Annotated in this window: 14 protein-coding genes and 1 pseudogene; 13 read left to right on the plus strand and 2 right to left on the minus strand. The window is 65.7% G+C overall.

What is annotated here, in order from left to right:
• Window positions 1-16: 16 nt before the first annotated feature.
• Entirely contained in the window at window positions 17-2,962 is a 2,946-nt protein-coding gene (locus tag HUA75_RS41525) for a hypothetical protein (RefSeq protein ID WP_254628040.1), read from the minus strand.
• A 69-nt stretch (window positions 2,963-3,031) separates the two neighbouring features.
• Between HUA75_RS41525 and HUA75_RS41530 the strand changes: the two genes are divergently transcribed.
• The 8 genes from HUA75_RS41530 (at window position 3,032) to HUA75_RS41565 (ending at window position 13,328) form a co-directional block, all read left to right on the plus strand.
• Complete coding sequence (locus tag HUA75_RS41530) at window positions 3,032-3,979, plus strand: pirin family protein (protein WP_254628041.1); 948 nt, start codon at window positions 3,032-3,034, stop codon at window positions 3,977-3,979.
• A 258-nt stretch (window positions 3,980-4,237) separates the two neighbouring features.
• Window positions 4,238-6,004: a thiamine pyrophosphate-binding protein gene (locus HUA75_RS41535; RefSeq protein ID WP_174489576.1), complete on the plus strand. Its 1,767-nt coding sequence runs from the start codon at window positions 4,238-4,240 to the stop codon at window positions 6,002-6,004.
• A gap of 102 nt (window positions 6,005-6,106) precedes the next feature.
• Window positions 6,107-6,400, plus strand: a complete 294-nt coding sequence (locus HUA75_RS41540; RefSeq protein WP_174489577.1) for a hypothetical protein — start codon at window positions 6,107-6,109, stop codon at window positions 6,398-6,400.
• Window positions 6,401-6,640: 240 nt separating this feature from the next.
• Complete coding sequence (locus HUA75_RS41545) at window positions 6,641-8,002, plus strand: FAD-dependent oxidoreductase (protein ID WP_254628042.1); 1,362 nt, start codon at window positions 6,641-6,643, stop codon at window positions 8,000-8,002.
• On the plus strand, window positions 7,999-11,010 hold the full coding sequence (gene vioB, locus HUA75_RS41550) for an iminophenyl-pyruvate dimer synthase VioB (protein ID WP_174489578.1): 3,012 nt from the start codon (window positions 7,999-8,001) through the stop codon (window positions 11,008-11,010). The genes HUA75_RS41545 and vioB overlap by 4 nt, the downstream gene beginning before the upstream one ends.
• A complete protein-coding gene (locus HUA75_RS41555; RefSeq protein ID WP_174489579.1) occupies window positions 11,011-12,300 on the plus strand; it encodes an NAD(P)/FAD-dependent oxidoreductase in 1,290 nt (429 codons plus the stop codon).
• Window positions 12,301-12,307: 7 nt separating this feature from the next.
• Entirely contained in the window at window positions 12,308-12,937 is a 630-nt protein-coding gene (gene vioE, locus HUA75_RS41560; protein ID WP_174489580.1) for a violacein biosynthesis enzyme VioE, read from the plus strand.
• A 115-nt stretch (window positions 12,938-13,052) separates the two neighbouring features.
• Window positions 13,053-13,328, plus strand: a complete 276-nt coding sequence (locus HUA75_RS41565) for a hypothetical protein (RefSeq protein ID WP_141641279.1) — start codon at window positions 13,053-13,055, stop codon at window positions 13,326-13,328.
• A gap of 78 nt (window positions 13,329-13,406) precedes the next feature.
• On the opposite strand, the gene hutH is transcribed toward HUA75_RS41565, so the two are convergent.
• Entirely contained in the window at window positions 13,407-14,933 is a 1,527-nt protein-coding gene (gene hutH / locus HUA75_RS41570; RefSeq protein ID WP_174489581.1) for a histidine ammonia-lyase, read from the minus strand.
• Between the two features lie 107 nt (window positions 14,934-15,040).
• Between hutH and HUA75_RS41575 the strand changes: the two genes are divergently transcribed.
• From HUA75_RS41575 to HUA75_RS41590, 5 genes and pseudogenes are all read left to right on the plus strand, one after another.
• Window positions 15,041-16,318 carry an aspartate kinase gene (locus HUA75_RS41575; RefSeq protein WP_174455288.1) on the plus strand — a complete coding sequence of 426 codons (1,278 nt, stop codon included), beginning with the start codon at window positions 15,041-15,043 and terminating at the stop codon, window positions 16,316-16,318.
• 4 nt (window positions 16,319-16,322) lie between these two features.
• Entirely contained in the window at window positions 16,323-16,739 is a 417-nt protein-coding gene (locus tag HUA75_RS41580; RefSeq protein ID WP_141641282.1) for a helix-hairpin-helix domain-containing protein, read from the plus strand.
• Window positions 16,740-16,748: 9 nt separating this feature from the next.
• Window positions 16,749-16,847: pseudogene (locus HUA75_RS48120) on the plus strand (zinc-ribbon domain-containing protein); the annotation flags it as partial.
• A 6-nt stretch (window positions 16,848-16,853) separates the two neighbouring features.
• The gene (locus HUA75_RS41585) at window positions 16,854-19,412 is read left to right on the plus strand and encodes a hypothetical protein (protein ID WP_254628043.1); all 2,559 of its coding nucleotides are present in this window, start codon (window positions 16,854-16,856) and stop codon (window positions 19,410-19,412) included.
• A gap of 169 nt (window positions 19,413-19,581) precedes the next feature.
• On the plus strand, window positions 19,582-20,766 hold the full coding sequence (locus HUA75_RS41590; RefSeq protein ID WP_174455291.1) for a glycosyltransferase family 2 protein: 1,185 nt from the start codon (window positions 19,582-19,584) through the stop codon (window positions 20,764-20,766).
• The last annotated feature ends 49 nt before the right edge of the window (window positions 20,767-20,815 follow it).

Consider the following 20,815-nt stretch of genomic DNA (forward strand, 5'->3'; position numbering starts at 1 on the left):
GTTGTGTTTCAGTTTATTACGGGTGACTCGTCGGGTCCGCCGGGTTCGTGCCAGCGGAGCGCTCGTCGCCATCGCGGAAGCCGTCGAGGTCCCGGTCGATGCCGATGCGCGTTCCCGAGCCCGGAGGCACGCACGTGTACGTCAGCACGCCGTTGCTCGCCGTGGTGGCGGCGCGAAGGTTCGCATCCGACACTCCTGGCAGACCCTGTCGGTCGACGATGAACTGACCTCCTCCCACGTAGAGGAAGCCCGCATCGTGCGGGCCCACCCGGCCCTTGGCGACCAGGTCGCACTCGCCCGCGTTCGCTCGCGCCACCAGCAGGTTGATGCGCGGCCCCACCACGGCGGCCTGGGCTGCCGTCAGCGTCACCTGCTGGCCGACGATGGGCGCCAGGTTCGTGTCGAACACGAAGATGAACTGCTCCATGTTCTTCTTCGCCGCGACGCCCTCCGGCGTGTTCGGGATGCCCACCGAGTTGAAGATGGGGTGGAAGTCGAAGCCGCTGTTGAACGTGAAGAGGGTGGGAACGGTGCCGTCGCTGTTGAAGCCGAAGCCGCGCACCTGGTCTCCCATGAAGGGGTCCACGGGCAGATTGCCCGTGGCGAAGGGCGCGCCGAACATTCCGACCTTCTGGTACGCGTTGCGCAGGTGCGGCACCTTGGGAAACTGCGGCACCACATCGAACGACGACCGACCGTCCGTGCCAAAGAAGCCCTTGAAGACACCTTCGCCAGGGTTCGCGTTGGGGTCGAGCGTGTGGCACGAGCCGCAGGGCCCGTGGAAGAACGTCGTCGTGTTCAGGAAGAAGTCCCGGCCCGCCTGCTGCGTGGACGTGAGGGAGTTGTCCAGCTTGCGGATGGGGTTGGGCGGATAGACGACCTGGAGCGCGAAGTCGGTGAACTTCTGGAGCTGCTGCGGCGTGAGCTGGGCGTTGCGGCCCAACAGGTCCATGAAGGCCGGGTTGAACTGCTTGAAGGCCTCCGACTCATTGAAGGAGCCGTTGTTGGGCTGGGCGTTCGCCGCGCTGTCTCCGCCGTTGCGGTCTCCTCGCCAGTGCATGGGGCCGTGGTTGGCCATGCCTCGGAGGCTCTGCGTCGTCATCGGGCCCTTCAGCGGGTGGAAGGCCGTGCTCTGACCGAACGTCGGATCGCTGCCGAACTCGGGCATGATGGGGACGACGGGGCTGGGGTTGTTCTTCACCGCGCCGTCCGGGTTGCCCAGGTCCCAGGCCAGGCTGTCGAAGTCGCCGAAGATGTGGCAGCTGGCGCACGAGGAGTCGCCGTGGCTGGAGCTGTTCCGGGCGTCGTAGAGGAACGGACGGCCCTCCACCACACTCGAGGGCTCCGGGTTGTACATGGGCAGGTGGGCGATCTCCTGGCGAGTCGTCGTGTTGATGACGGAGATGGCGTTGTCGAAGCGGGTGAGCACGTAGAGCCGCCGCCGCGCCTCGTCCAGCACCAGCCCCGTGGGGCCGCCGCCGGTGAGCTGAATCTGGTTCGCGGCGTTCGGCACGAAGGTGTCCGCCTCCAGCGCCGCGGTGGAGTAGATGCCCAGCTTCGAGGAGCCGAAGGCCGTGACGAACAGCGTGGCGCCGTCGGAGGTCACCGCCATGCCCAGCGGCTGCGCGAGGCTCTTCTCGCTCTCCGGATTGGGCGTGGGCGCGCAGCAGGTGCCGTAGTTGATGTGCTTGTTGAGGTGGCGCGGCGTGACGCTGGTGGGGCCGAGCACGGTGATGCGGCTCTCGTGGATGTGGCCGCGCAGCGTGGTGTTGGCGAAGGTGCCGGGCCCCTCGAAGCGCAGGTCATTCCGGGCCTCGGTGTTGCTGACGTACACCTTCCCGTTGGCGGGGTTGACCACCATGTTGAACAGGATGGTGCCCACGCCGGCGTAGACGCTCCCGCTGCCGGTGAGCGGCGCGGGCGGGTTGGAGGTGGCGTCGATGGCGAAGACGTCCTTGTCCGGCAGGGACAGGCGCACCTGCGGCGTCCACGAGCGGTTCACCACGTCCACCCAGTCCTGCCCGTTGTACTTGACGATGACGGAGACCTCCGGGGCGGGGACACCCGCGAAGTTGGTGTTGGGGCTCGGAACGCCGCCCGCGGCCTCTCCACCGTTGGGAATGGCCGCCTCATGCAGCACCGTGGTGCGATTGCCGGAGTGGAAGGCCGCCGCGTACACCCGCGAGCCGTCGGGCGTCGTCGCCAGGGCCCGGGGCGTGTCGGCGAACAGCGACAGGATGGTGAGCGGCGTGCCGCCCAGCGAGCTGCCCAGGTGGTCCGAGTCGAAGACCCAGACGTCGGCCCGGCCCACGCCCGGCGTGGTGAGCTGGGGGTCGAACGGCGCGTTCTGTCCGCGATGCGCCGCGGTGATGAACGCGCGCCGCCGGCCCGGGCCCGCGAAGACCAGGTCGCGAGGCTCGTCACCCACGAGCAGCGTGCGCGTCACGATGCCGCTGTTTCCCTCACCGTCCACGCGGACGATGCTGACGCTGTCAGACAGGTGGTTGACGACCCAGACCTCGTCGTTCGTCCTCGCGGCGACGGCCACGGGCTCCAGGCCCACCGGCACCGAGCCCCGGTGGCTGAGGCCACTGTTGCCGACGCGGAAGATCTCCAGGCGGTTGTCCGGCGTGTTGACGGCGAACAGCAGCCTGCCGTCAGGGGAGAGGGCCAGGGGCCGCACCTGTCCGCTTTCGAAGAGCGTGAAGGGCGCCGCCACGGCTTCTCGGCTTGAAAAGACTCCCGCCAGCAGCAACGTCAAGACAACGCTTCTCAGCGAACCAGCTCGAACGGCAGTGCACCGGGGTTTCACATCATCCTCCAGGGGAGAGGGACTCTTCCCTCCCTCCGTCGAGGGAGTGACGGTTGGAAGGGAATGCGGAATCTTCCGTGGATACGGTGTGAGCCGTAAATACTGGCATTCGCTTTCGTGGAAATGCCCGTGACGGTGACGCAGTCTCATGGGTCTGGAGTGTCCGGACCTACCCATGGCATGTCCGGACGGAGCGAATTTTTACAGGAGTGTGAGCCGATGGCCTGGAAGATGCCCGAGGAACCCTATGTCGACGCGGAGCCTGGCTCCGCGCTGGAGACCGTCATCGTTCCGCGCACGCGGGACCTGGGGGATGGCTTCGAGGTGCGCCGGGCGCTGCCGTCGTCGCGGCGGCGGATGGTGGGCCCGTTCATCTTCCTGGACCAGATGGGGCCCTCGGTGCTCCAGGCGGGCAAGGGGCTCGACGTGCGGCCCCATCCGCACATTGGCCTGGCCACGGTGACGTATCTGTTCGACGGCGAGGTCCTGCACCGGGACTCGCTGGGCGTGGTGCAGACCATCCGGCCCGGCGCGGTGAACTGGATGGTGGCGGGACGCGGCATCGTCCACTCGGAGCGCACGCCGCCGGAGGCGCGCGTGAAGGCGAACCGGCTGTTCGGCATCCAGTTCTGGGTGGCGCTGCCCGGCAAGGACGAGGAGGACGCGCCGTCCTTCGTACACACGCCGGTGGAGGCGCTTCCGGTCATCCAGGACCACGGCCTGGAGCTGAGGCTCATCGCAGGCGAGCTGTTCGGCGAGCGTTCTCCGGCGAAGACGCAGTCAGAGCTGTTCTACGCGGACGTGACGCTCGACGTGGGCACCCGGCTTCCCGTGCCTTCAGTGCATGAGGAGCGGGGCCTGTTCATCGCGGAGGGGCAGGTGGAGGTCGGCGGCGAGAGCTTCGGTCCCGGTCAGCTCCTGGTGCTGCGTCCGGGCGCGGACGTCGTCGCCCGGGGCGGCGGGGCCACGCGCTCGCGCTTGTTGCTCTTTGGCGGCGAGCCCATGGATGGGCCGCGTCACATCTGGTGGAACTTCGTCTCCAGCTCGAAGGAGCGCATCGAGCAGGCCAAGGAAGACTGGCTCGCGGGGCGCATCGGCCAGGTCCCGGGTGAGACGGAATTCATTCCGCTCCCGGAGCCCGAGCCAAACGTCCCCCGTTATCCCTGACACGCCCGCACGGTTGATTGAGACGTCCCCGCAGGAGGTCCTTCTGCGGGGAGTGTCTGTGTGCCCCGAGGTGGCTCAATCCTTGTGCAAACATTCTCTGTTTCAGTATCCGCCGCTTGGACTGACGGGAAGCCGACGGGCAGGGGAGGGTAGGGTTTTCATGGATTGAGTTGTGAGGCTCGCGGTGCAAATCCTTTCACGGTGACCTTGGGTATCTGGAGATGCCCGAGCGAGTCCCTTGTGCGGGGAGGAATCGCCGTGAGCCATCCCATCATGAAGTCGCGAGAAGTGTCCGTCTCCGTCGGAGATTATCTGCTGGCCCGCTTGCAGGAGCTGGGCATCCACCATGTCTTCGGCGTCCCGGGAGACTTCAACCTGGGCGTGCTCGAGCAGTTGCTCAAGCATCCGGGGCTGCGGTGGGTCGGGTGCTGCAACGAACTCAATGCCGCCTACGCCGCGGACGGGTATGCCCGCATGCGAGGGGTCGCCGCGCTGCTGACGGCCTACGGCGTGGGGGAGCTGAGCACCATCAACGGCATCGCCGGCGCGTATGCCGAGCGAGTGCCCGTGGTGGCCATCACCGGAGCCCCTCCGCTGTCCCATCTCCAGAAGCGCTCCGTGATCCACCACAGCCTGGGGGATGGAGACTTCGGCAACACGCTGGCGAGCGTGGCGCCCTTCACCGTGGCGCATGCGGTGCTGACACAGGCGAATGCACCCCAGGAGATCGACCGGGTGCTGCGCACGTGTCTTCGGGAGCGGCGGCCCGTGTATCTCCAGCTCCCCTCCGACGTGACCTTCCAGCACGTCCCAGCTCCCGAGGCGCCGCTGGTGCAGGAGGCTCCACGGAGCGACCCCGACAGTCTTCGGCTGCTCCTCGAAAAGCTGGTGCCAAGGTTGAGGGGGGCCCGGCGGTGCGCGCTGCTGGTGGACAGCGATATCCAGCGCTTCGGCCTCGCGCCGAAGGTGCTCGCGATGGCGGAGGCCGGCCGACTTCCTATCGCGTTGCTCAGCTCAGCGCGGGGCCTGGTCGACGAGGAGCATCCGGCGTTCCTCGGCTTCTATGGCGGGCGCCTGTCCGATGCATACGTGCGGGACTGGGTGGACGGCGCGGACTGCGTGGTGGGCCTGGGCACGCGCTTCACGGACCTCAACACGCACTCCTTCTCTCATCGCCTGGAGTCCGCCCGGCTGGTGGATCTCCAGCTCTTCAGCGCCGCGCTGGGGCAGGGGACGCAGGGTGTGCCACCGTCCCTGTACAGCGGATTGGTGTTGAGCGAGGTGCTGGAGGCGTTGACGGAGTCGCTGGGCGCTCGGGGGGCCCAGGACTTTGTTCCCCGCTCGGCCCGGCTGCGAGCCACGGCGGCAGCCCGGGCGCCAGTGCCCATCCCCAAGACCGGGACGCCGCTGACCCACGCGCAGCTCTGGCCCGCGCTCGCGGGGTTGCTGGAGCCGGAGGATGTCCTCGTCGTCGAGGCGGGCAGCCCCATGGTGGGCTTTTCATCCACGCAGCTTCCCCGAGGCGTGAGCTGGGTGGCCCAGCCGCTGTGGTGCTCCATCGGCTACACGCTGCCGGCGTTGCTGGGCACCAGCCTGGCGGCGGCCCCGGAACGGCGCCACCTGCTCTTCATCGGCGACGGCTCCTTCATCATGACGGCCCAGGAGCTCTCCACGTTGCTGCATTTGAAGCTCAAGCCCCTCGTCTTCCTCATCAACAACGCGGGCTACACCATCGAGCGCCTCATCGTCGGTCCGGAGTCCGTCTACAATGACATCCCGAAGTGGAACTACCCGGCCGTCTGTGATGCGCTGGGGGCTCCAGGTCAGTCCTTGACCTTGCTCATCGAGAAGCCGGAGCAGGTGGCGCCCGTATTGGCCGAAGCGGTGCGTGCCCAGCGCGACGGACGGCTGGTGTTCGTGGAGGTTCGGGTGGCCCCGCTGGACGCCCCCGCGGGCATGGCCCAGATGGGGGCCTCCGTCTATTCCTTGTCATACCGGGACGACAGCGGACTGCCTCGCTTCTGAGCCCCTGGCGCATTCCCTTGCGGGGCGGCGGGATGGGGAATCACTCCACGTGTGTTAGTCTGGGAAGGCCGTACAACCCATAGGCTGTCCCTGGAGGCACGAATGCAGGCTGGAAAGTACGTCAGCGGTGCGTTGCTTGCGGTGGGATTGATGCTGGCTGGTTGTGGTGGCCCCACGGTGGAAGACACCGAGGCACCAGACCTCACTTCGCGTGAGGCCCTGGTTCCCGATTGTACGGGCTCCACGGCGGGGACCATCTACTACTCCAACGCGGCGCACACGGCGATGGTGGGATACATGGGCTGCGGTTGTGGTCGCTGGACGCGATGGGGACAGACGTCGAGCTACTCCTCCGCCACGGATCTGTGCCCCAAGGAGTACCCGCCCGAGGTCTGAGTGAGCAGACGTCGTCGTGAATAGAAAACGGCCCGCCCCGGAATGTCTCCAGGGCGGGCCGTCGCATTTCCGCTTCCTGAGCAGTCGAGAGTGATTGGCAAAGCCCGTTAACTATTGGGGCGGCGTTTATCAACATTCTCCTAGTACTGCCTGGTCGATTGTATCCAGCCGGCGAGCATGACTTACTCCAGGGACCATCAAATCTTCGTCGGCTGGATTCCGAGGGTTGAGCCATGCTTCTTGCTCAGCACGATGAGGATCCGCCCCAGCGGTCCCTCTTCTGTCCAGAACCTTGAGATGACACATTATTCAGATGTCTGCATTGTTGGTGCCGGAATCGGAGGGCTGACCTGCGCCACCGGATTGGCGACTTCCCCCCTGAGCAACCGTCTGCGCGTCAGAGTGTTTGATTTGAATGCCCGCGTGGGAGGCCGCATCCAGTCAAGAAAGCTGGACGGTGGGGAAATCACCGAACTGGGCGCCGCTCGCTACTCGCCGCAGCTGCATCCACGCTTCCAGGCGCTCATGCACTGTTTCCAACATCAACATGAGACCTACCCATTCACTCAGGCCATATTTCAAGACGACATGCAGGGGACGCTGAGGACGACCTTGCTCGGCCTGCTCCCCATGCTGGATGAACACCCCCAGGCCTCATTCCTGGAATTCGTCAGCCACTACCTGGGGGAAGGGGAGGCCAGGAGGATCATCACGGCCATGGGGTATGACGCCCTCCTTCTGCCGATGGTCTCCGCGTCCATGGCATACAGCATCATCAAGAAGCACCCGGAAACGCAATGCCTGGTGGATGACGCAAGCAACCAATGGCGCTATGCCCCGGAAGGCTACGGCCAGTTGCTGGCGCGCCTTCAGTGTCAGGCACAGGAGGGCCGGGTCGAGTTTCGGATGGAACACCGGCTGCTCTCCGTTTCGCGCTCTGGAGATGGATACGGCCTCGCCTTCAGTCATCAGGACAACATACAAATACATCGGGCGCGGCACGTCATATTGGCCATCCCACCCTCCGCCATGACACCGCTCAATCTCGGCTTTCCCACCCACTGGAGTCCCTACCAATATGGCTCCCTGCCATTGTTCAAGGGGTTTCTGACCTTCAATAGCGCCTGGTGGCGAGACTGTCAGATGACAGACAAGGTCCTGGTGGTTAACAACCCCTTGAGGAAGATCTACTTCAAGGGCGAAAAATACGTACAATTCTACACCGACGGCGAAAATGCGACGTATTGGCAGGACAGCCTGGAGCAAGGCGAGGACGTCTATTTGAAGAGGGTGCGCGCCTGCCTGGAACAGGTTCTCCCCCTCGGTGGAAAGCCCCTACCTCCCATCAAGGACCATTTTCACAAGCATTGGCCACATGGAGTGGAGTTCTGTCTGGAATCCAAGGCGGATCAGCCCACCGCCCTGGTTCATCGCGATGGTGTCATCGCCTGCTCGGATGCCTACACGCCGCATGGCGGCTGGATGGAAGGTGGACTGCTCAGCGCGCATCAAGCAGTTCGGCTCTTGCTGGAACAGCTCACCAGCGCTTCAGAGAACCGGTATCAACAAAGCCCTCGCAGCACCGCTTGTCGAGCGCCATGAGTATTCTCTATTTTCCTCGGCTGTTCTTTCGAGGCTTTGCTCGCGCCAATGTTCCAACCGCGAATCGAAACACGCATGGCCAGATCGACATCGCCACCAATACCGTCCTCATGGAAGGTGCTCCGTTTGATCTTCGCCGGCCGCCCTCCGAATTCCATGAGCACCTGAAACAACTGGCTCCCAGGTATGACGCGGAGGGGAGGGCGGACTCCGGAGGAATCTTCAGCGAGGCAGCCGGCTACAATTTCGGCGGCAACAATCACTTCTCCTGGGAAAACGTCAGGATCACGGGCGTGCAGTTGCGGGAAGGGGACCTCGACACCAGCGACAGTCTGGTGGGGGCCCAACTGGCGCTCTGGGGAAACTACAACGAATACCTTCGCACGACGTTCAACCGCGCCCGATGGGTGGACAACAACCCCAGCCGGGCCGACACCACCTTGATATACGCCGGACAGGTGACGCTGAGCGACAGGCACGCCACGCCTCACACCCCGGCTTTGCTCACGGCGACCATTCCGCGGGCTCATTCCGTTCGTTGGGTGGGGACAGGGCATATCGTCGAGCGCAACGACCACTTCCTCGCCGAAGAGTTCACCCGCTCGCGGCTGTTTCAATTCTCCGTTTCAAAAAACGACTCCCAGTTTCTACCCACGTCGCAAGCCTCCCCATCCCCCGGCCTGGAGGCCGTTCTGCAAGCGCTGGAGGGCGACGAGGTACAGGGACTGACGGTCCAGTACGCCTTGTTCAACATGTCGACGCCGCGGGGAGCGGATTCACCTGTCTTTTATGACCTGATTGGCACCGTGGGCCTGTGGTGCCGGCATGAGCTGGAAACCTATCCGGCGGGGCGTCTGCTGTTGCCACGCCAGCCCGGCCTGGGACCGGTCGTGGTGAGGGTTCAGTCGGACCGGGTGTCTCTCAACATGCCGACCGCCATCCCTTTCACGACTCGAAGCGCCCAACCTGTCTCGGACCAACATCCCACCCATGGCCTGGGCGGAAAATTGCCGCTGGGAGATCTTGCACTCCTCAATCAGTCCGGCGCACTGGTTGCCAGAATCCCTGAAAAACTCTACCTCGATTATTGGCGCCATCATGGCGTGCTGGATGTGCCGTTGTTGAACTCCGCCACGGATTCACTTCTCCTGACAAGCGAACACGCCCAGTGGAGAGAAGCCGATTGGGTGGTGCAGTCCGACAGCAACCACCTGTTTCTGGAGGCGCCCAACAAGCGGAAGGACCAGGCCTTCCCGGAGACCATCACCGTGCAAAGCCGCCTCCGTGGCGAACTGGCATCGCACTCGGCGCTCGCGGTGCAGGCTGAAGACTCCGGCATGCTGACCGCGCACCTGACTTCGTCGGCCATGGGGGCTGGCTATGCGCAAGTCACCCTCACGGGCCAACGCCCTGGCGCGACTCGCGTTGCGCTGCGCGCCGGAGAAGACAGCCAGTCCATTGGCGTCAGGGTATTGCCCGACGACTGGCACCTGGATGAGGTCCCCGCCGAGCAGGTGGACTATGCATTCTTGTATCAGCACGTCATGAGCTATTACGAGCTGGTATACCCCTTCATGTCGAACAAGGTGTTCAGCCTGGCGGACCGCTGTAAATGCGAAACGTATTCCCGGCTGATGTGGCAGATGTGCGATCCGCTCAACCGGGACAAAAGCTACTACATGCCGAGCACCAGGGAACTCTCCCTGCCCAAGTCCAAGCTGTTCCTGAAATACCTGACGCACCTCGAAGCGGCCTCCAGGACCTCCCTTCCTGAGCCTCCTGGTCCGCAGCCGATCAGCAGTAGGGCCCACCTGGTCAAGGAGTTGAAGAGAGCGATCGACCTGGAGCTGTCCCTGCTGTTTCAGTATCTGTATTCCGCCTACTCCATTCCCAACTACGAACAAGGGCTCAAGCAGGTTCAGGCGGGCCGTTGGCAGATGGCGGAGCTGGAGCTGGCCTGCGGCACCGAGGACAGGCGCCGCAACAGTGGTGTGCGCGGTACGTTGCTGGAAATCGCGCATGAAGAGATGATTCACTATCTGGTGGTGAACAATGTGCTGATGGCCTTGGGCGAACCCTTCCATGCGGGCACCCCCATGGTGGGAGCGCAGGCGCGGCTCCATTTTGGTCTGGATACCGAGTTCTCCTTCGAGCCCTTCTCGGAGCATGTGCTCGCCCGGTTCGTTCGTTTTGAATGGCCTGGACATATCCCCGTGCCAGGAAAGTCCATCGCGGATTTCTACAGCTCGATTCGCCAGGGGATTCGTGAGCTGCCTGACCTGTTCGATACCCGCCCCGGCAAACGCGGCGGGGAACATCATCTCTTCTTGAATGAACTGACGAACAAGCTGTTCCCGGGGTATCAGCTGGAGGTCTTTGATCGGGACAGCGCGATCTTCTCCATCGACTATGTCACCGAGCAGGGAGAGGGTGTCGCGGTCGACGCCCCATCCTTCGAGTCCTCGCATTTCCAAAGACTGCGCCGCATGGCCGCCCGATTCAGCGCCCAGAAGAAGCCGTTTGAGCCCGCCGTACCGGCATTGAGGAATCCGGCCCTGGAGCCACGTGACGATTGTGTCCAGGTGGTGAACGAGGATGCCAGGTCGCTGATGGGCCTGTATCAAGGGTGTCATGAGTTGATGGTGCTACTGATGGCCCATCATTTCGCGCAAAAACCGCTGGGCAGTTTGCGCCGCTCCCGCTTGATGAATGCCTCCATCGACATCATGACGGGTCTGCTGCGCCCTTTGTCGATCACCTTGATGAATACGCCGTCGGGTCTGCCCGGGCGCAATGCCGGACCGCCAGTGCCCGAGCCAGTCAAGGGCCAGGTCGGCGGCGATTACGCCTCAGGATGCCAGATGCTGGCTCAGAAATGCCTGACATTGGCGCAGGTGGCCCGCGGTATTGGCGTGGACCTTGTCGGCGTGGCACCGATAGAAATGTTGGAGTTCTTCAATCGTCAACTGACCGATCTGGCCCAGGGGAACATTCCAAGGGAGGCCTGAATGCACAAAGCCATCATTGTGGGCGGCGGACTGGCAGGCAGCCTGACCGCCATTTATCTGGCGCGGCGTGGGTACGACGTTCGTGTCGTCGAAAGGCGGAGAGACCCGCTGCAGAACACCTTCTCCGCCCTGGAGATGACCAGCTCGCGCGCCATCGGCGTCAGCATGAACGTCAGGGGCATCAAGGCGGTGCTGCGGGCCGGGATTGAGCCACAAGAGTTGAATCGGTGCGGCGAACCCATCGCCGGCATGGCCTTCTCCGTTGGCGGAAAGTACAGGATCCGCGAACTCACTCCGTCCGAGGGGATTTCCCCTCTGTCCCTGGATCGGTTGGCGTTTCAAAGGCTGTTGAACAAGCACGCCGCCCTTCTCGGTGTGAAGTATCACTTCGAATCAAGATGCCTGGGTGTCGACCTGGAGAAGAAGTCAGTCCTCGTCCAGGAAAACGACGGCGGGGTCCAGCGCCATCAAGGGGATTTGATCATCGGCGCGGATGGCGCACATTCCGCGGTACGCCAGTCCATGCAGAGCGGCCTGCGGCGCTTCGAATTCAAACAGACCTTCTTCCGCCACGGCTACAAGACGCTGGTCCTCACCAATGCCGCGGAACTGGGCTATCGGAAGGACCTGTTGTATTTTTTTGGCATGGACTCCAAGGGGACCTTCGCCGGCCGCGCGGCGACCATCCCCGGCGATAGCATCAGCTTCGCGATTTGTCTGCCATACACGGGCGCCCTGAGCCTGGCGACGCAAGATGGAGACACCCTGCGCGCCTTCTTCAACCACTATTTCGGGGGCCTGCCTCCGGCCCGCCGGCAAGAAATGCTGGAGCAGTTCATGACACTGCCCAGCAACGACCTCGTCAATGTTCGCTCCAGCACCTTTCACTATCGTGGGAATGCAGTGCTGATGGGCGATGCGGCGCATGCCACCGCGCCCTTCATGGGGCAAGGCATGAACATGGCCCTGGAAGATGCCTATGTCTTCTCCACCCTGCTGGACAAACACGCCCATGACCTTGAGGTCGTGCTCCCGGAGTTCACCCGCCAGCGGAAGGTGCAGGCGGATGCGATGCAGGACATGTCCATCGCGAACTACGAGATGCTGAGCAATCCTCGCTTCATCTTCTTCTTGCGGGCCCAGTATGCCCGCTACATGCATCAGAAATTTCCCAGCCTCTATCCGCCGGACATGGCGGAGAAGCTGTATTTCGATTCGGTCCCTTACGACGAGCTGCAGCGAATCCAACGGAAGCAGAATGTGTGGTACAAGCTTGGAAGGATGAACTAGCTCGGCCATGCAAGCACATCCCCCTCCGCCGCTCCTGCCAATGCAGTGGAGCAGCGCCTATGTCTCCTATTGGTCGCCCATGCTGCCTGGCGATCAGATGACTTCTGGCTACTGCTGGTTCAACTACGCTCGCGATGTCTGCCGGATTGACGGCCTGTTCAATCCCTGGCCCGAGAAGGAGAGGGGGGAGCATCTCTGGATGTCGGAGGTCGGCGATGTCGCGCGCGGCCAGGGCTTCAAGAGGAAGATGGTCTACTGGAAGAAGGTGACCCCCATCGGGGAACACCTTTGTGAGACCTTGTTGCCGGATGAAAGGTCATCGTTCCATGAGTTGTTCCTGCCTCGCGCCGTATTGATGGACGGGAACGCGCGTCATGCCGGATGTGACCCTGTGCTGGGCCAGTTGGCTGATGTCTGGACCATCGAAAGGCCGCACAAGGCGCCCCTGACGCTCTACCTCCAGGCTGGAACCAACCTGCTGCTCCGCATGGTTTCCGGCAACGACAAGCAGCACGTCTCGGTGCGTGATTTCCCGAACGTATTTGTCGGAGACATCCCCGAGAGTGTTTTCGCGATGCCGAGAACCCCGTTCCCACCCGGCATGGCCGGGGAGGTCCCGCGCGTCGTTGAAACTTGAAGGGGACTCGACTCGATGCGGCATCCCCTCTCATGCCTGGGGAGATTCTCTCAACCTGCCCAGTGTGCTAAACTGGAAAGGTCGTACAGACCATGGACTGTCCCTGGAGGCACGAATGCAGGCTGGAAGGTTCGTCAGCGGTGCGTTGCTTGCGGTGGGGTTGATGCTGGCTGGCTGCGGTGGTGCGGCGGTGGAAGACACCGAGGCCCAGGACCTCACCTCGCGCGAGGACGCGGTGCCCAACTGCAATGGCATTGCCTATGATCGGGAGTATTACTCCGACGCGTCGTACTCGACGCTGGTGGGCACGCGGAGCTGTGATTGTAGCAACTACGGCCAGTGGGGCCGGGTGACGGCGTTCGTCATCACCTATAACTACACCTGCGGCTGAGCACGCCCCGCGTGAATGAAGACGGCCCGCCCCGGAGTGTCTCCGGAAGCGGGCCGTCGTGCTTCAGCAATGCGTGGCTCAGGCGGTGGCGGAGCGCACGGCCGCGAGCAGCTCGCCGGAGTCGACCAGCTGGCTGACGGCCTCGATGTCCTTGTGCAGCTCCCTGTCCCGGTCCATGTGCGGCACCTTGGAGCGGATGACCTCGTAGGCGGCCAGCGCGCCCTTGCCCGGCTTCCCCGGCAGGCGGAAGTCCAGGGCCTGCGCGGCCACGAGCAGCTCGATGGCCAGACACGAGCGGGCGAATTCACCCACCTGCCGGCCCTTGAGCGCCGCCGTCATGCCCATGGACACATGGTCCTCGCGGCCCGCCGACGACGGAATCGAGTCCACCGACGCGGGGTGGCTGAGCACTCGCGACTCGGCCACCAGCGCCGCGCTCGTCACCTGGGCAATCATGAAGCCCGAGTTGAGCCCGGAGTTCTTCGCCAGGAACGCGGGCAGGCCCGACAGGGACGGGTTCACCAACTGCTCCACGCGCCGCTCGCTGATGGACGACAACTGGGTGAGCGCCATGGCCACCACGTCCATGGCCAGGGAGATGGGCTGGCCGTGGAAGTTGCCGCCGGAGACGATGCGCTCCGTCTCCGTGAAGACGAGCGGGTTGTCCGTGGCGCTGTTGACCTCCACCTCGAGGATGCGCCGGGCGAAGGACAGGCCCTCGCGCGCCGCGCCGTGCACCTGGGGCATGCAGCGCAGCGAGTAGGGGTCCTGCACCTTGCTGCAGTTGACGTGCGTCTCCACCAGCTCGCTGTGGACCAGGATGCGCCGCAGGTTCGCCGCACAGGCCTTCTGGCCCGGATGGGCTCGGATGTCGTGAATCTCCGGGATGAACGGCTTGTGGCTGCCGAGCAGGCCTTCCAGCGTCATCGCTCCGGCCACGTCGGCCAGCTCCGCGAGGGACTCGGCGCGAAGCTGGAGGAGGGTGCCCACGGCACACATGGCCTGGGTGCCATTCACCAGGGCCAGGCCCTCCTTGGCCTCGAGGATGACGGGCTGGAGGCCGGCCAGCTCCAGGGCCTTGCGCGCGGGCAGCCGCTGTCCCTGGTGGAAGGCCTCGCCCTCGCCGATGAAGACGAGCGCCAGGTGGGCCAGCGGCGCCAGGTCACCGGAGGCGCCCACGCTGCCGCGCTCGGGGACGACGGGGACGACGTCCCGGTTCAGCATGTCCAGCGCCAGGGCGAGCGTCTCCGAGCGGATGCCGGAGTACCCCTTGGCGAGCACGTTGCAGCGCAGGAGCAGCAGCGCGCGGGCCTCGTGGAGGGGCATGGGCGTGCCGACGCCGCAGGCGTGGGAGAGGATGAGGTTGCGCTGGAGGTCGCGCAGGTCCTTCTTGTCGATGCGGACCTCGGCCAGGGTGCCGAAGCCGGTGTTGATGCCGTAGGAAGGCGTGTCACCGGCGGCGACCCGGTCCACGAGCGCGCGGGCGGCGCGGACGCGGGCGGCGGCCTCGGGGGCCAGCTCCACTGTGACCTCGTTCCGGGCGACCTGGAGGATCTGCTCCAGCGTCAGGGTGTCTCCGTCGATGAGGATGCGGGGGCGCGACATTGGGGCTCCAAAGGGATGGCGGATTCAGGGTCTTCGGCAGCGGGGCTTTACACCCGGGAGCGGTGCTCGTATAGGTCCGCCGACTGAAGAGGGAGGTCACGGACTCCGTGGCGCTGATCGTCCAGAAGTATGGCGGTACCTCCGTGGGTGACACCGAGCGGATGAAGAATGTCGCTCGCCGCTGTCTGGCTGCCCAGGCGGCGGGTCATGACGTGGTGGTCGTCGTCTCCGCGATGTCGGGAGAGACCAACCGGCTGCTCAAGCTCGTGGCGCAGATCACCGACCGGCCAGACGAGCGGGAGCAGGACGTGGTGGTGGCCACCGGCGAGCAGGTCTCCATCGGACTGGTGGCGATGGCCATCCATGCGCAGGGGGGCAAGGCGACAAGCTTCCTGGGGCATCAGGTGCGCATCGTCACCGACAGCACCTTCTCCAAGGCGCGCATCAAGAGCATCGACGCGCAGCCCATCCGCGCGGCCCTGTCCAAGGGGCACATCGTGGTGGTCGCGGGCTTCCAGGGCGTGGACGAGGAGGGCAGCGTCACGACGTTGGGGCGCGGTGGCTCGGACACCACGGCGGTGGCGGTGGCGGCGGCGCTCAGCGCGGATGCCTGTGAAATCTACACGGACGTCGACGGCGTCTACACCACGGACCCGAACATGGTCCCCGCCGCGCGCAAGCTGGAGCGCATCGCCTACGAGGAGATGCTGGAGCTGGCGAGCGTGGGCGCGAAGGTGTTGCAGATCCGCTCCGTCGAATTCGCCATGAAGTACAAGGTGCCGCTCTGGGTGAAGTCGTCGTTCTCCCAGGACCCGGGCACACTCGTGTGTGAGGAGGACAAGTCCATGGAGGACGTGCTGGTCCGCGGCGTGGCGTATGACCGGAACGAGGCGAAGATCACCGTCTGTGGCGTGCCGGACGTGCCGGGCGTCGCCGCGAAGATCTTCGGACCGCTCGACGAGAAGCACATCGTGGTGGACCTCATCGTCCAGAACCCGTCGCGGGATGGGCGCACGGACCTGACCTTCACGGTGGGCAAGTCGGACTTCCTCAAGGCGCAGGAGGTGGTGCGCGAGGCGGTGAAGGAGATTCACGCCGCCGGCATCGAGACGGACGAGAACATCGCCAAGGTGTCCATCGTCGGCGTGGGCATGCGCAACCACTCGGGCGTGGCGGCGCGGATGTTCACGGCGCTGTCCTCCGAGGGCATCAACATCCAGATCATCTCCACCTCGGAGATCAAGGTGTCGTGCGTGGTCCACGCCAAGTACACGGAGCTGGCGGTGCGGGCGCTGCACACGGCGTTCGGGTTGGATCAGCCGCTGCCTCCCGAGGGTGTCGCCACCGTGTCGGAGACGGCCGCGCTCAAGGGCGAGAAGGTCTGAGCCGGTGGCAGGGCGCACCGCCGCGCTCGCCGTCGTCGCGCTGGGAGTGATCGGGCTGGGGGCGGTGGCTCGCTGGCGCTGGCCGGATTCCGAGCCAGCGCTGGATTGTGCTCCAGAGTCCGTGCGGCTTCGGGCTGATGGCGTGGCCACGTGTGGCGAGGGTGAGGTGCCGACGGGGGCCACGGCGTTGGCGCTGGGGCGGCGGTTGGACCTGAACGCCGCGACGGAGGAGGAGCTGGCGCTCTTGCCGGGCGTGGGGTCGTCGCTGGCGCGGGGGCTGGTGGAGGCCCGTGAGGCGGCGGGTGGCTTCAGGAGCTGGGACGCGGTGGACGAGGTTCCCGGGGTGGGTGCTGCCCGGTTGAAGACCCTCCAGGCGGCCACCCTGTTGGGGCCGACTCCGGATGCCGGGCCCGTGTGGTAAGCACGCGACGTGCAGATCGCCTGCCCTCAGTGCTCGATGCAGTATGTCCTTGATCCCCGCCTGCTGCCGCCGGGAGGGGCATCGGTCCAGTGCACGCGTTGTGGCCATGTGTTCATGGCCTCGCCGCAGGCGGAGGCTCCGCGTCCGCCACCGGTGGACCCCGCGGGGCCACGCACACCGAGCGGCTCGTGGGCCTCGGCCTCGAGTCCCGCCGCGTCGAGCATGCTGAGGACGCAGATCTTCGGCTCGGGCCAGAATCAGGGCGCGTCCGGTGCGGTTCCTCCTGTGGACGCGGGGGCCGCTGCACATGGCGCGGTGCCGAACACGACGCAGACGTTTGGCGCGGTGCCGCCGGTGCGCGCGGATTCGGGCCCGCATGGCGCCGTGCCGAACACGACGCAGACTTTTGGTGCGGTGCCGCCGGTGCGCGCGGGTGCGGGTTCCCAGGGGTCGGTGCCAAACACGACGCAGACGTTTGGAGCTGTGCCTCCGGTGAGTGCAGGGCCGCACGGCGCGGTGCCGAACACGACGCAGACGTTTGGAGCTGTGCCTCCGGTGAGTGCAGGGCCGCACGGCGCGGTGCCGAACACGACGCAGACGTTTGGCGCGGTGCCGTCGGTGCGCACGGATTCGGGGCCGCACGGCGCGGTGCCGAACACGACACAGACGTTTGGCGCGGTGCCTCCGGTGAGTTCGGGGCAGCACGGCGCAGTGCCGAACACGACGCAGACGTTCGGTGCAGCGCCTCCGGTGCGTTCGGATTCAGGCCCGCATGGCACAGTGCCGAACACGACGCAGACGTTCGGTGTAGTGCCTCCCGTGCGCTCGGATTCAGGCCCGCACGGGGCGGTGCCGAACACGACGCAGACGTTTGGAGCTGTGCCTCCGGTGAGTGCAGGGCCGCACGGGGCGGTGCCAAACACGACGCAGACGTTCGGCGCGGTGCCTCCGGTGCGCTCGGATCCGGGCCCCCACGGGGTGGTGCCGAACACGACGCAGACCTTCGGCGCGGTGCCTCCGGTGAGTGCGGGCCCGCACGGCGCGGTGCCCAATACGACGCAGACCTTCGGTGCGGCGCCTCCGGTGAGTTCGGGCCCGCACGGGGCGGTGCCGAACACGACGCAGACGTTCGGCGCGGTGCCTCCGGTGCGCGCGGATGCGGGCCCGCACGGCTCCGTGCCGAACACGACGCAGACCTTCGGCGCGGTGCCGGGCCCGGCGCACGCATCGAGTGGGGACCCCTCGGGCCAGGGCTCCTCCGCCGGGGGTGTGAGGCAGTCCACCCAGGTCTTCGGTCTCGCGGCCCAGGGAAGCTCCGTGCCGCCCTCGATTGCGCCGATGACGGGGGGCTCGACCGAGGCCCCTGCGTCCCTTGGACGGACCCTGACGTTCGGCGCGATGGCCGCTCAGTCCACACCCTCCGCCCCCGGCGAGGCACCGTCGCTCGCGGGTGAGGCCCAGACTCGCGCCTATGGGGATGCCCCTGGCGGCACCCAGAGCTACGGAGCCATCGGTTCCGAGTCGTCGCCCACGGGCCTGCTTTCGGCGCCGGTGGAGCGCAAGACGACGCTGTACGGCGCGGCCCTGGGGCCTGGGGCCCCGTCCGGGAGTGTGCGGTTGCCGCCCGAGGACATGTCGGGTGTCGGGACCTTTGGCGCGGGAGCCAGTCTCGGAGCCTCCGAGCCGAGAACCCCGTCCTCGCGCCGGGTCCCCGTGTCGCTTCCTCCCGAGTTGCTGGCGGCGGGCAGGGACGACTCGGAGTTCCCCGGGATGGCCCCGTCGAGTCGCTCCTCCCGGCTGTGGCTCGGGTTGCTGGTGGCGGCGGGAGTGCTCCTCGCGGGAGTGCTCGCCTATCCGGCCTGGAGGGATCGCAACGCGAACATGCCGGCGGACGCGGTGGCGGACAAGGACCGCGCGGCGGCGCTGCTTCGGAGGGATGACGCGACCTCCAGGGACCAGGCCATCAAGACCCTCCGGGGGCTGACGACCGTCCATCCCAAGTACACCGAGGCACGGGCCGAACTCGTCGGCGCGCTGTCCCTGCGTCTGGGTGAGCTCCAGTCACAGGCCGAGCGACTTCGAATGCGGAGCGAATACCTCCAGCGCGAAATCGAGATCCTCACCCGGACCCGTGAGTCGGTGGACTGGGAGAGCCGGGTCAACGTGCTGCGGGAATCGACGGCAGAAGTCGTTCAACTCAGCGGCCCGCTGCGGGTCGAGGTCGACACGCTTCGCAAGGAAGTAGACGTCCTCGCCTCGGAGCTGGAAGCCGCGCCGGAGGTGGAGCCCGCCCCGGCCCTGGCGGCTCGGGTGAAGGCGCTGGCCCTGCACGCCGGAGTGACGGCGGCTCCGGATGCCCTGGCCCTGGCGGAGCGCCTGCGCAACGTGGAGAGCGCCCCGAAAATCTGGAGTACCGTGGCCAAGGCCGAGTACGTGCTCAGCTCGGGTTCTCCTCCGGACTCCGTGGCCCAATCCGTGAGCGAGCTGGAGGCATTGCGCCAGGCCGACGGCACGCTCCTGCGCGCCCATGTCCTGGGTGCTCGCCTGGCCCTGCGTCAGAAGAAGCCGGAGGCGGCGCGTTCACTCCTGGACGAAGTGATTGCCCTCAATCCGAACCACGAGCTGGCGCGCAAGCTGCTCGAACAGTTGGATGCCACGGGCTTCCAGCCCTGAAACGACGTCCGTCGCGTCCCGAGGCAGGCTGGAGAAAGTCCAGTCCCTCCGTGGCGATGATCCTCGCCTTTCCCAGGTTCTTCGGGCGGAACGCGCGCCCGTACGCGGGGCATGCCTCTTGCTGGTCACCCGTGCGGAGTCGGGGACTGGGTCTTGGGAGGCATGGTCGATGGCGGAGGTCTTCTTCTGGTGTGCCGCGCTGCTGTTGGCGCACACGTACTTTCTCTACCCATTGAGCCTGTTCGTGCTGGATGGGGCGGCGCAGGTGGCGCAGAACATCCGGGCGATGCGGGGTGGGGCGCCGCGTCGGAGCCTGGCGGCCAGTCGGGGGCCGGCTCCGTCGGTGAGCCTCGTCGTGGCCGCGTACAACGAGGTGTCCTGCATCGAGCAGAAGCTGGAGAACAGCCTCGCGCTCGAGTATCCGGCGGAGCGCTTCGAGGTGGTGATTGGCTCGGACGGCTCGACGGATGGAACGAACGAGCGGGTCCTCCAGTGCCAGGATGAGCGGGTGCGGTTGTCGCCGGCGCCGCGCGCGGGCAAGACGACGGTGCTCAATCGCTGCATTCCAACGGCGAAGGGCGACATCGTGGTCCTCTCGGACGCGAACACGATGATTGAACCGGAGGCCATCCAGAAGCTCGTGCGCCACTTCGAGGACCCTGAAGTCGGGGCCGTCTGCGGCAAGCTGCGCCTCTACAATCCGACGAAGCAGGACTACGAGGAGAGCGCGTACTGGAGCTACGAGTCCCTCATCAAGATGTACGAGGGGCGCCGGGGCGCGGTGGTGGGGGCCAACGGAGGCCTGTACGCCATCCGTCGCACGCTGTTCACGGAGCTGCCGCCGTCCACCATCGTCGACGACTTCGTCATCCCGCTGCGCATCCTCGAGAAAGGCTACAAGGTCGCCTACGAGGAAGAGGCCGTCGCCCATGAGGAGACGACGGAGGACTACGGCAAGGAGTTCGGCCGTCGCGCGAGAATCGCCGCGGGCAACTTCCAGAGCCTCCGCATGGTGCCGGGCTTGCTCCTGCCCACCGCGGGCTTCCCCGCGTTCGCGTTCTGGTCGCACAAGCTCTTGCGCTGGTGCGCGCCCGCGCTGATGGGACTGGCGCTGATCGCCAACCTGTTCCTGCTCGACAGCGTGTTCTACCGCTTCACCCTCCTGGGGCAGGGCCTGTTCTATGCCCTGGCCTACCTCGGAAAGGTGGGGGTGCTGAAGCGCGGCGCGGCGAAGCGAGTCGCCTCGGTGGCCTACTATTTCGTCACCATGAACCTGGCCATCGTCGTGGGCTTCTGGCGCTTCCTGCGCAACTCGCAGCGCGCCGCGTGGGACCGCACCGCTCGCGCGTCCTGAGTCGCGAGCACGTCGTGCGTCCTGGCGCTCGGTCCCTCTGGGGGCCGGG

This window comes from Myxococcus sp. CA040A, from assembly GCF_013336725.1.
Classification (GTDB): Bacteria; Myxococcota; Myxococcia; order Myxococcales; family Myxococcaceae; genus Myxococcus; species Myxococcus llanfairpwllgwyngyllgogerychwyrndrobwllllantysiliogogogochensis.

What these genes read in the sequence shown, in the direction of transcription:
- vioE (WP_174489580.1), top strand. Translation starts at nt 12,308, where the DNA reads ATGCAAGCACATCCCCCTCCGCCGCTCCTGCCAATGCAGTGGAGCAGC.
- HUA75_RS41590 (WP_174455291.1), top strand. Translation starts at nt 19,582, where the DNA reads ATGGCGGAGGTCTTCTTCTGGTGTGCCGCGCTGCTGTTGGCGCACACG.
- HUA75_RS41540 (WP_174489577.1), top strand. Translation starts at nt 6,107, where the DNA reads ATGCAGGCTGGAAAGTACGTCAGCGGTGCGTTGCTTGCGGTGGGATTG.
- HUA75_RS41565 (WP_141641279.1), top strand. Translation starts at nt 13,053, where the DNA reads ATGCAGGCTGGAAGGTTCGTCAGCGGTGCGTTGCTTGCGGTGGGGTTG.
- HUA75_RS41585 (WP_254628043.1), top strand. Translation starts at nt 16,854, where the DNA reads ATGGCCTCGCCGCAGGCGGAGGCTCCGCGTCCGCCACCGGTGGACCCC.
- HUA75_RS41530 (WP_254628041.1), top strand. Translation starts at nt 3,032, where the DNA reads ATGGCCTGGAAGATGCCCGAGGAACCCTATGTCGACGCGGAGCCTGGC.
- HUA75_RS41555 (WP_174489579.1), top strand. Translation starts at nt 11,011, where the DNA reads ATGCACAAAGCCATCATTGTGGGCGGCGGACTGGCAGGCAGCCTGACC.
- HUA75_RS41525 (WP_254628040.1), bottom strand. Translation starts at nt 2,962, where the DNA reads ATGAGACTGCGTCACCGTCACGGGCATTTCCACGAAAGCGAATGCCAG.
- hutH (WP_174489581.1), bottom strand. Translation starts at nt 14,933, where the DNA reads ATGTCGCGCCCCCGCATCCTCATCGACGGAGACACCCTGACGCTGGAG.
- vioB (WP_174489578.1), top strand. Translation starts at nt 7,999, where the DNA reads ATGAGTATTCTCTATTTTCCTCGGCTGTTCTTTCGAGGCTTTGCTCGC.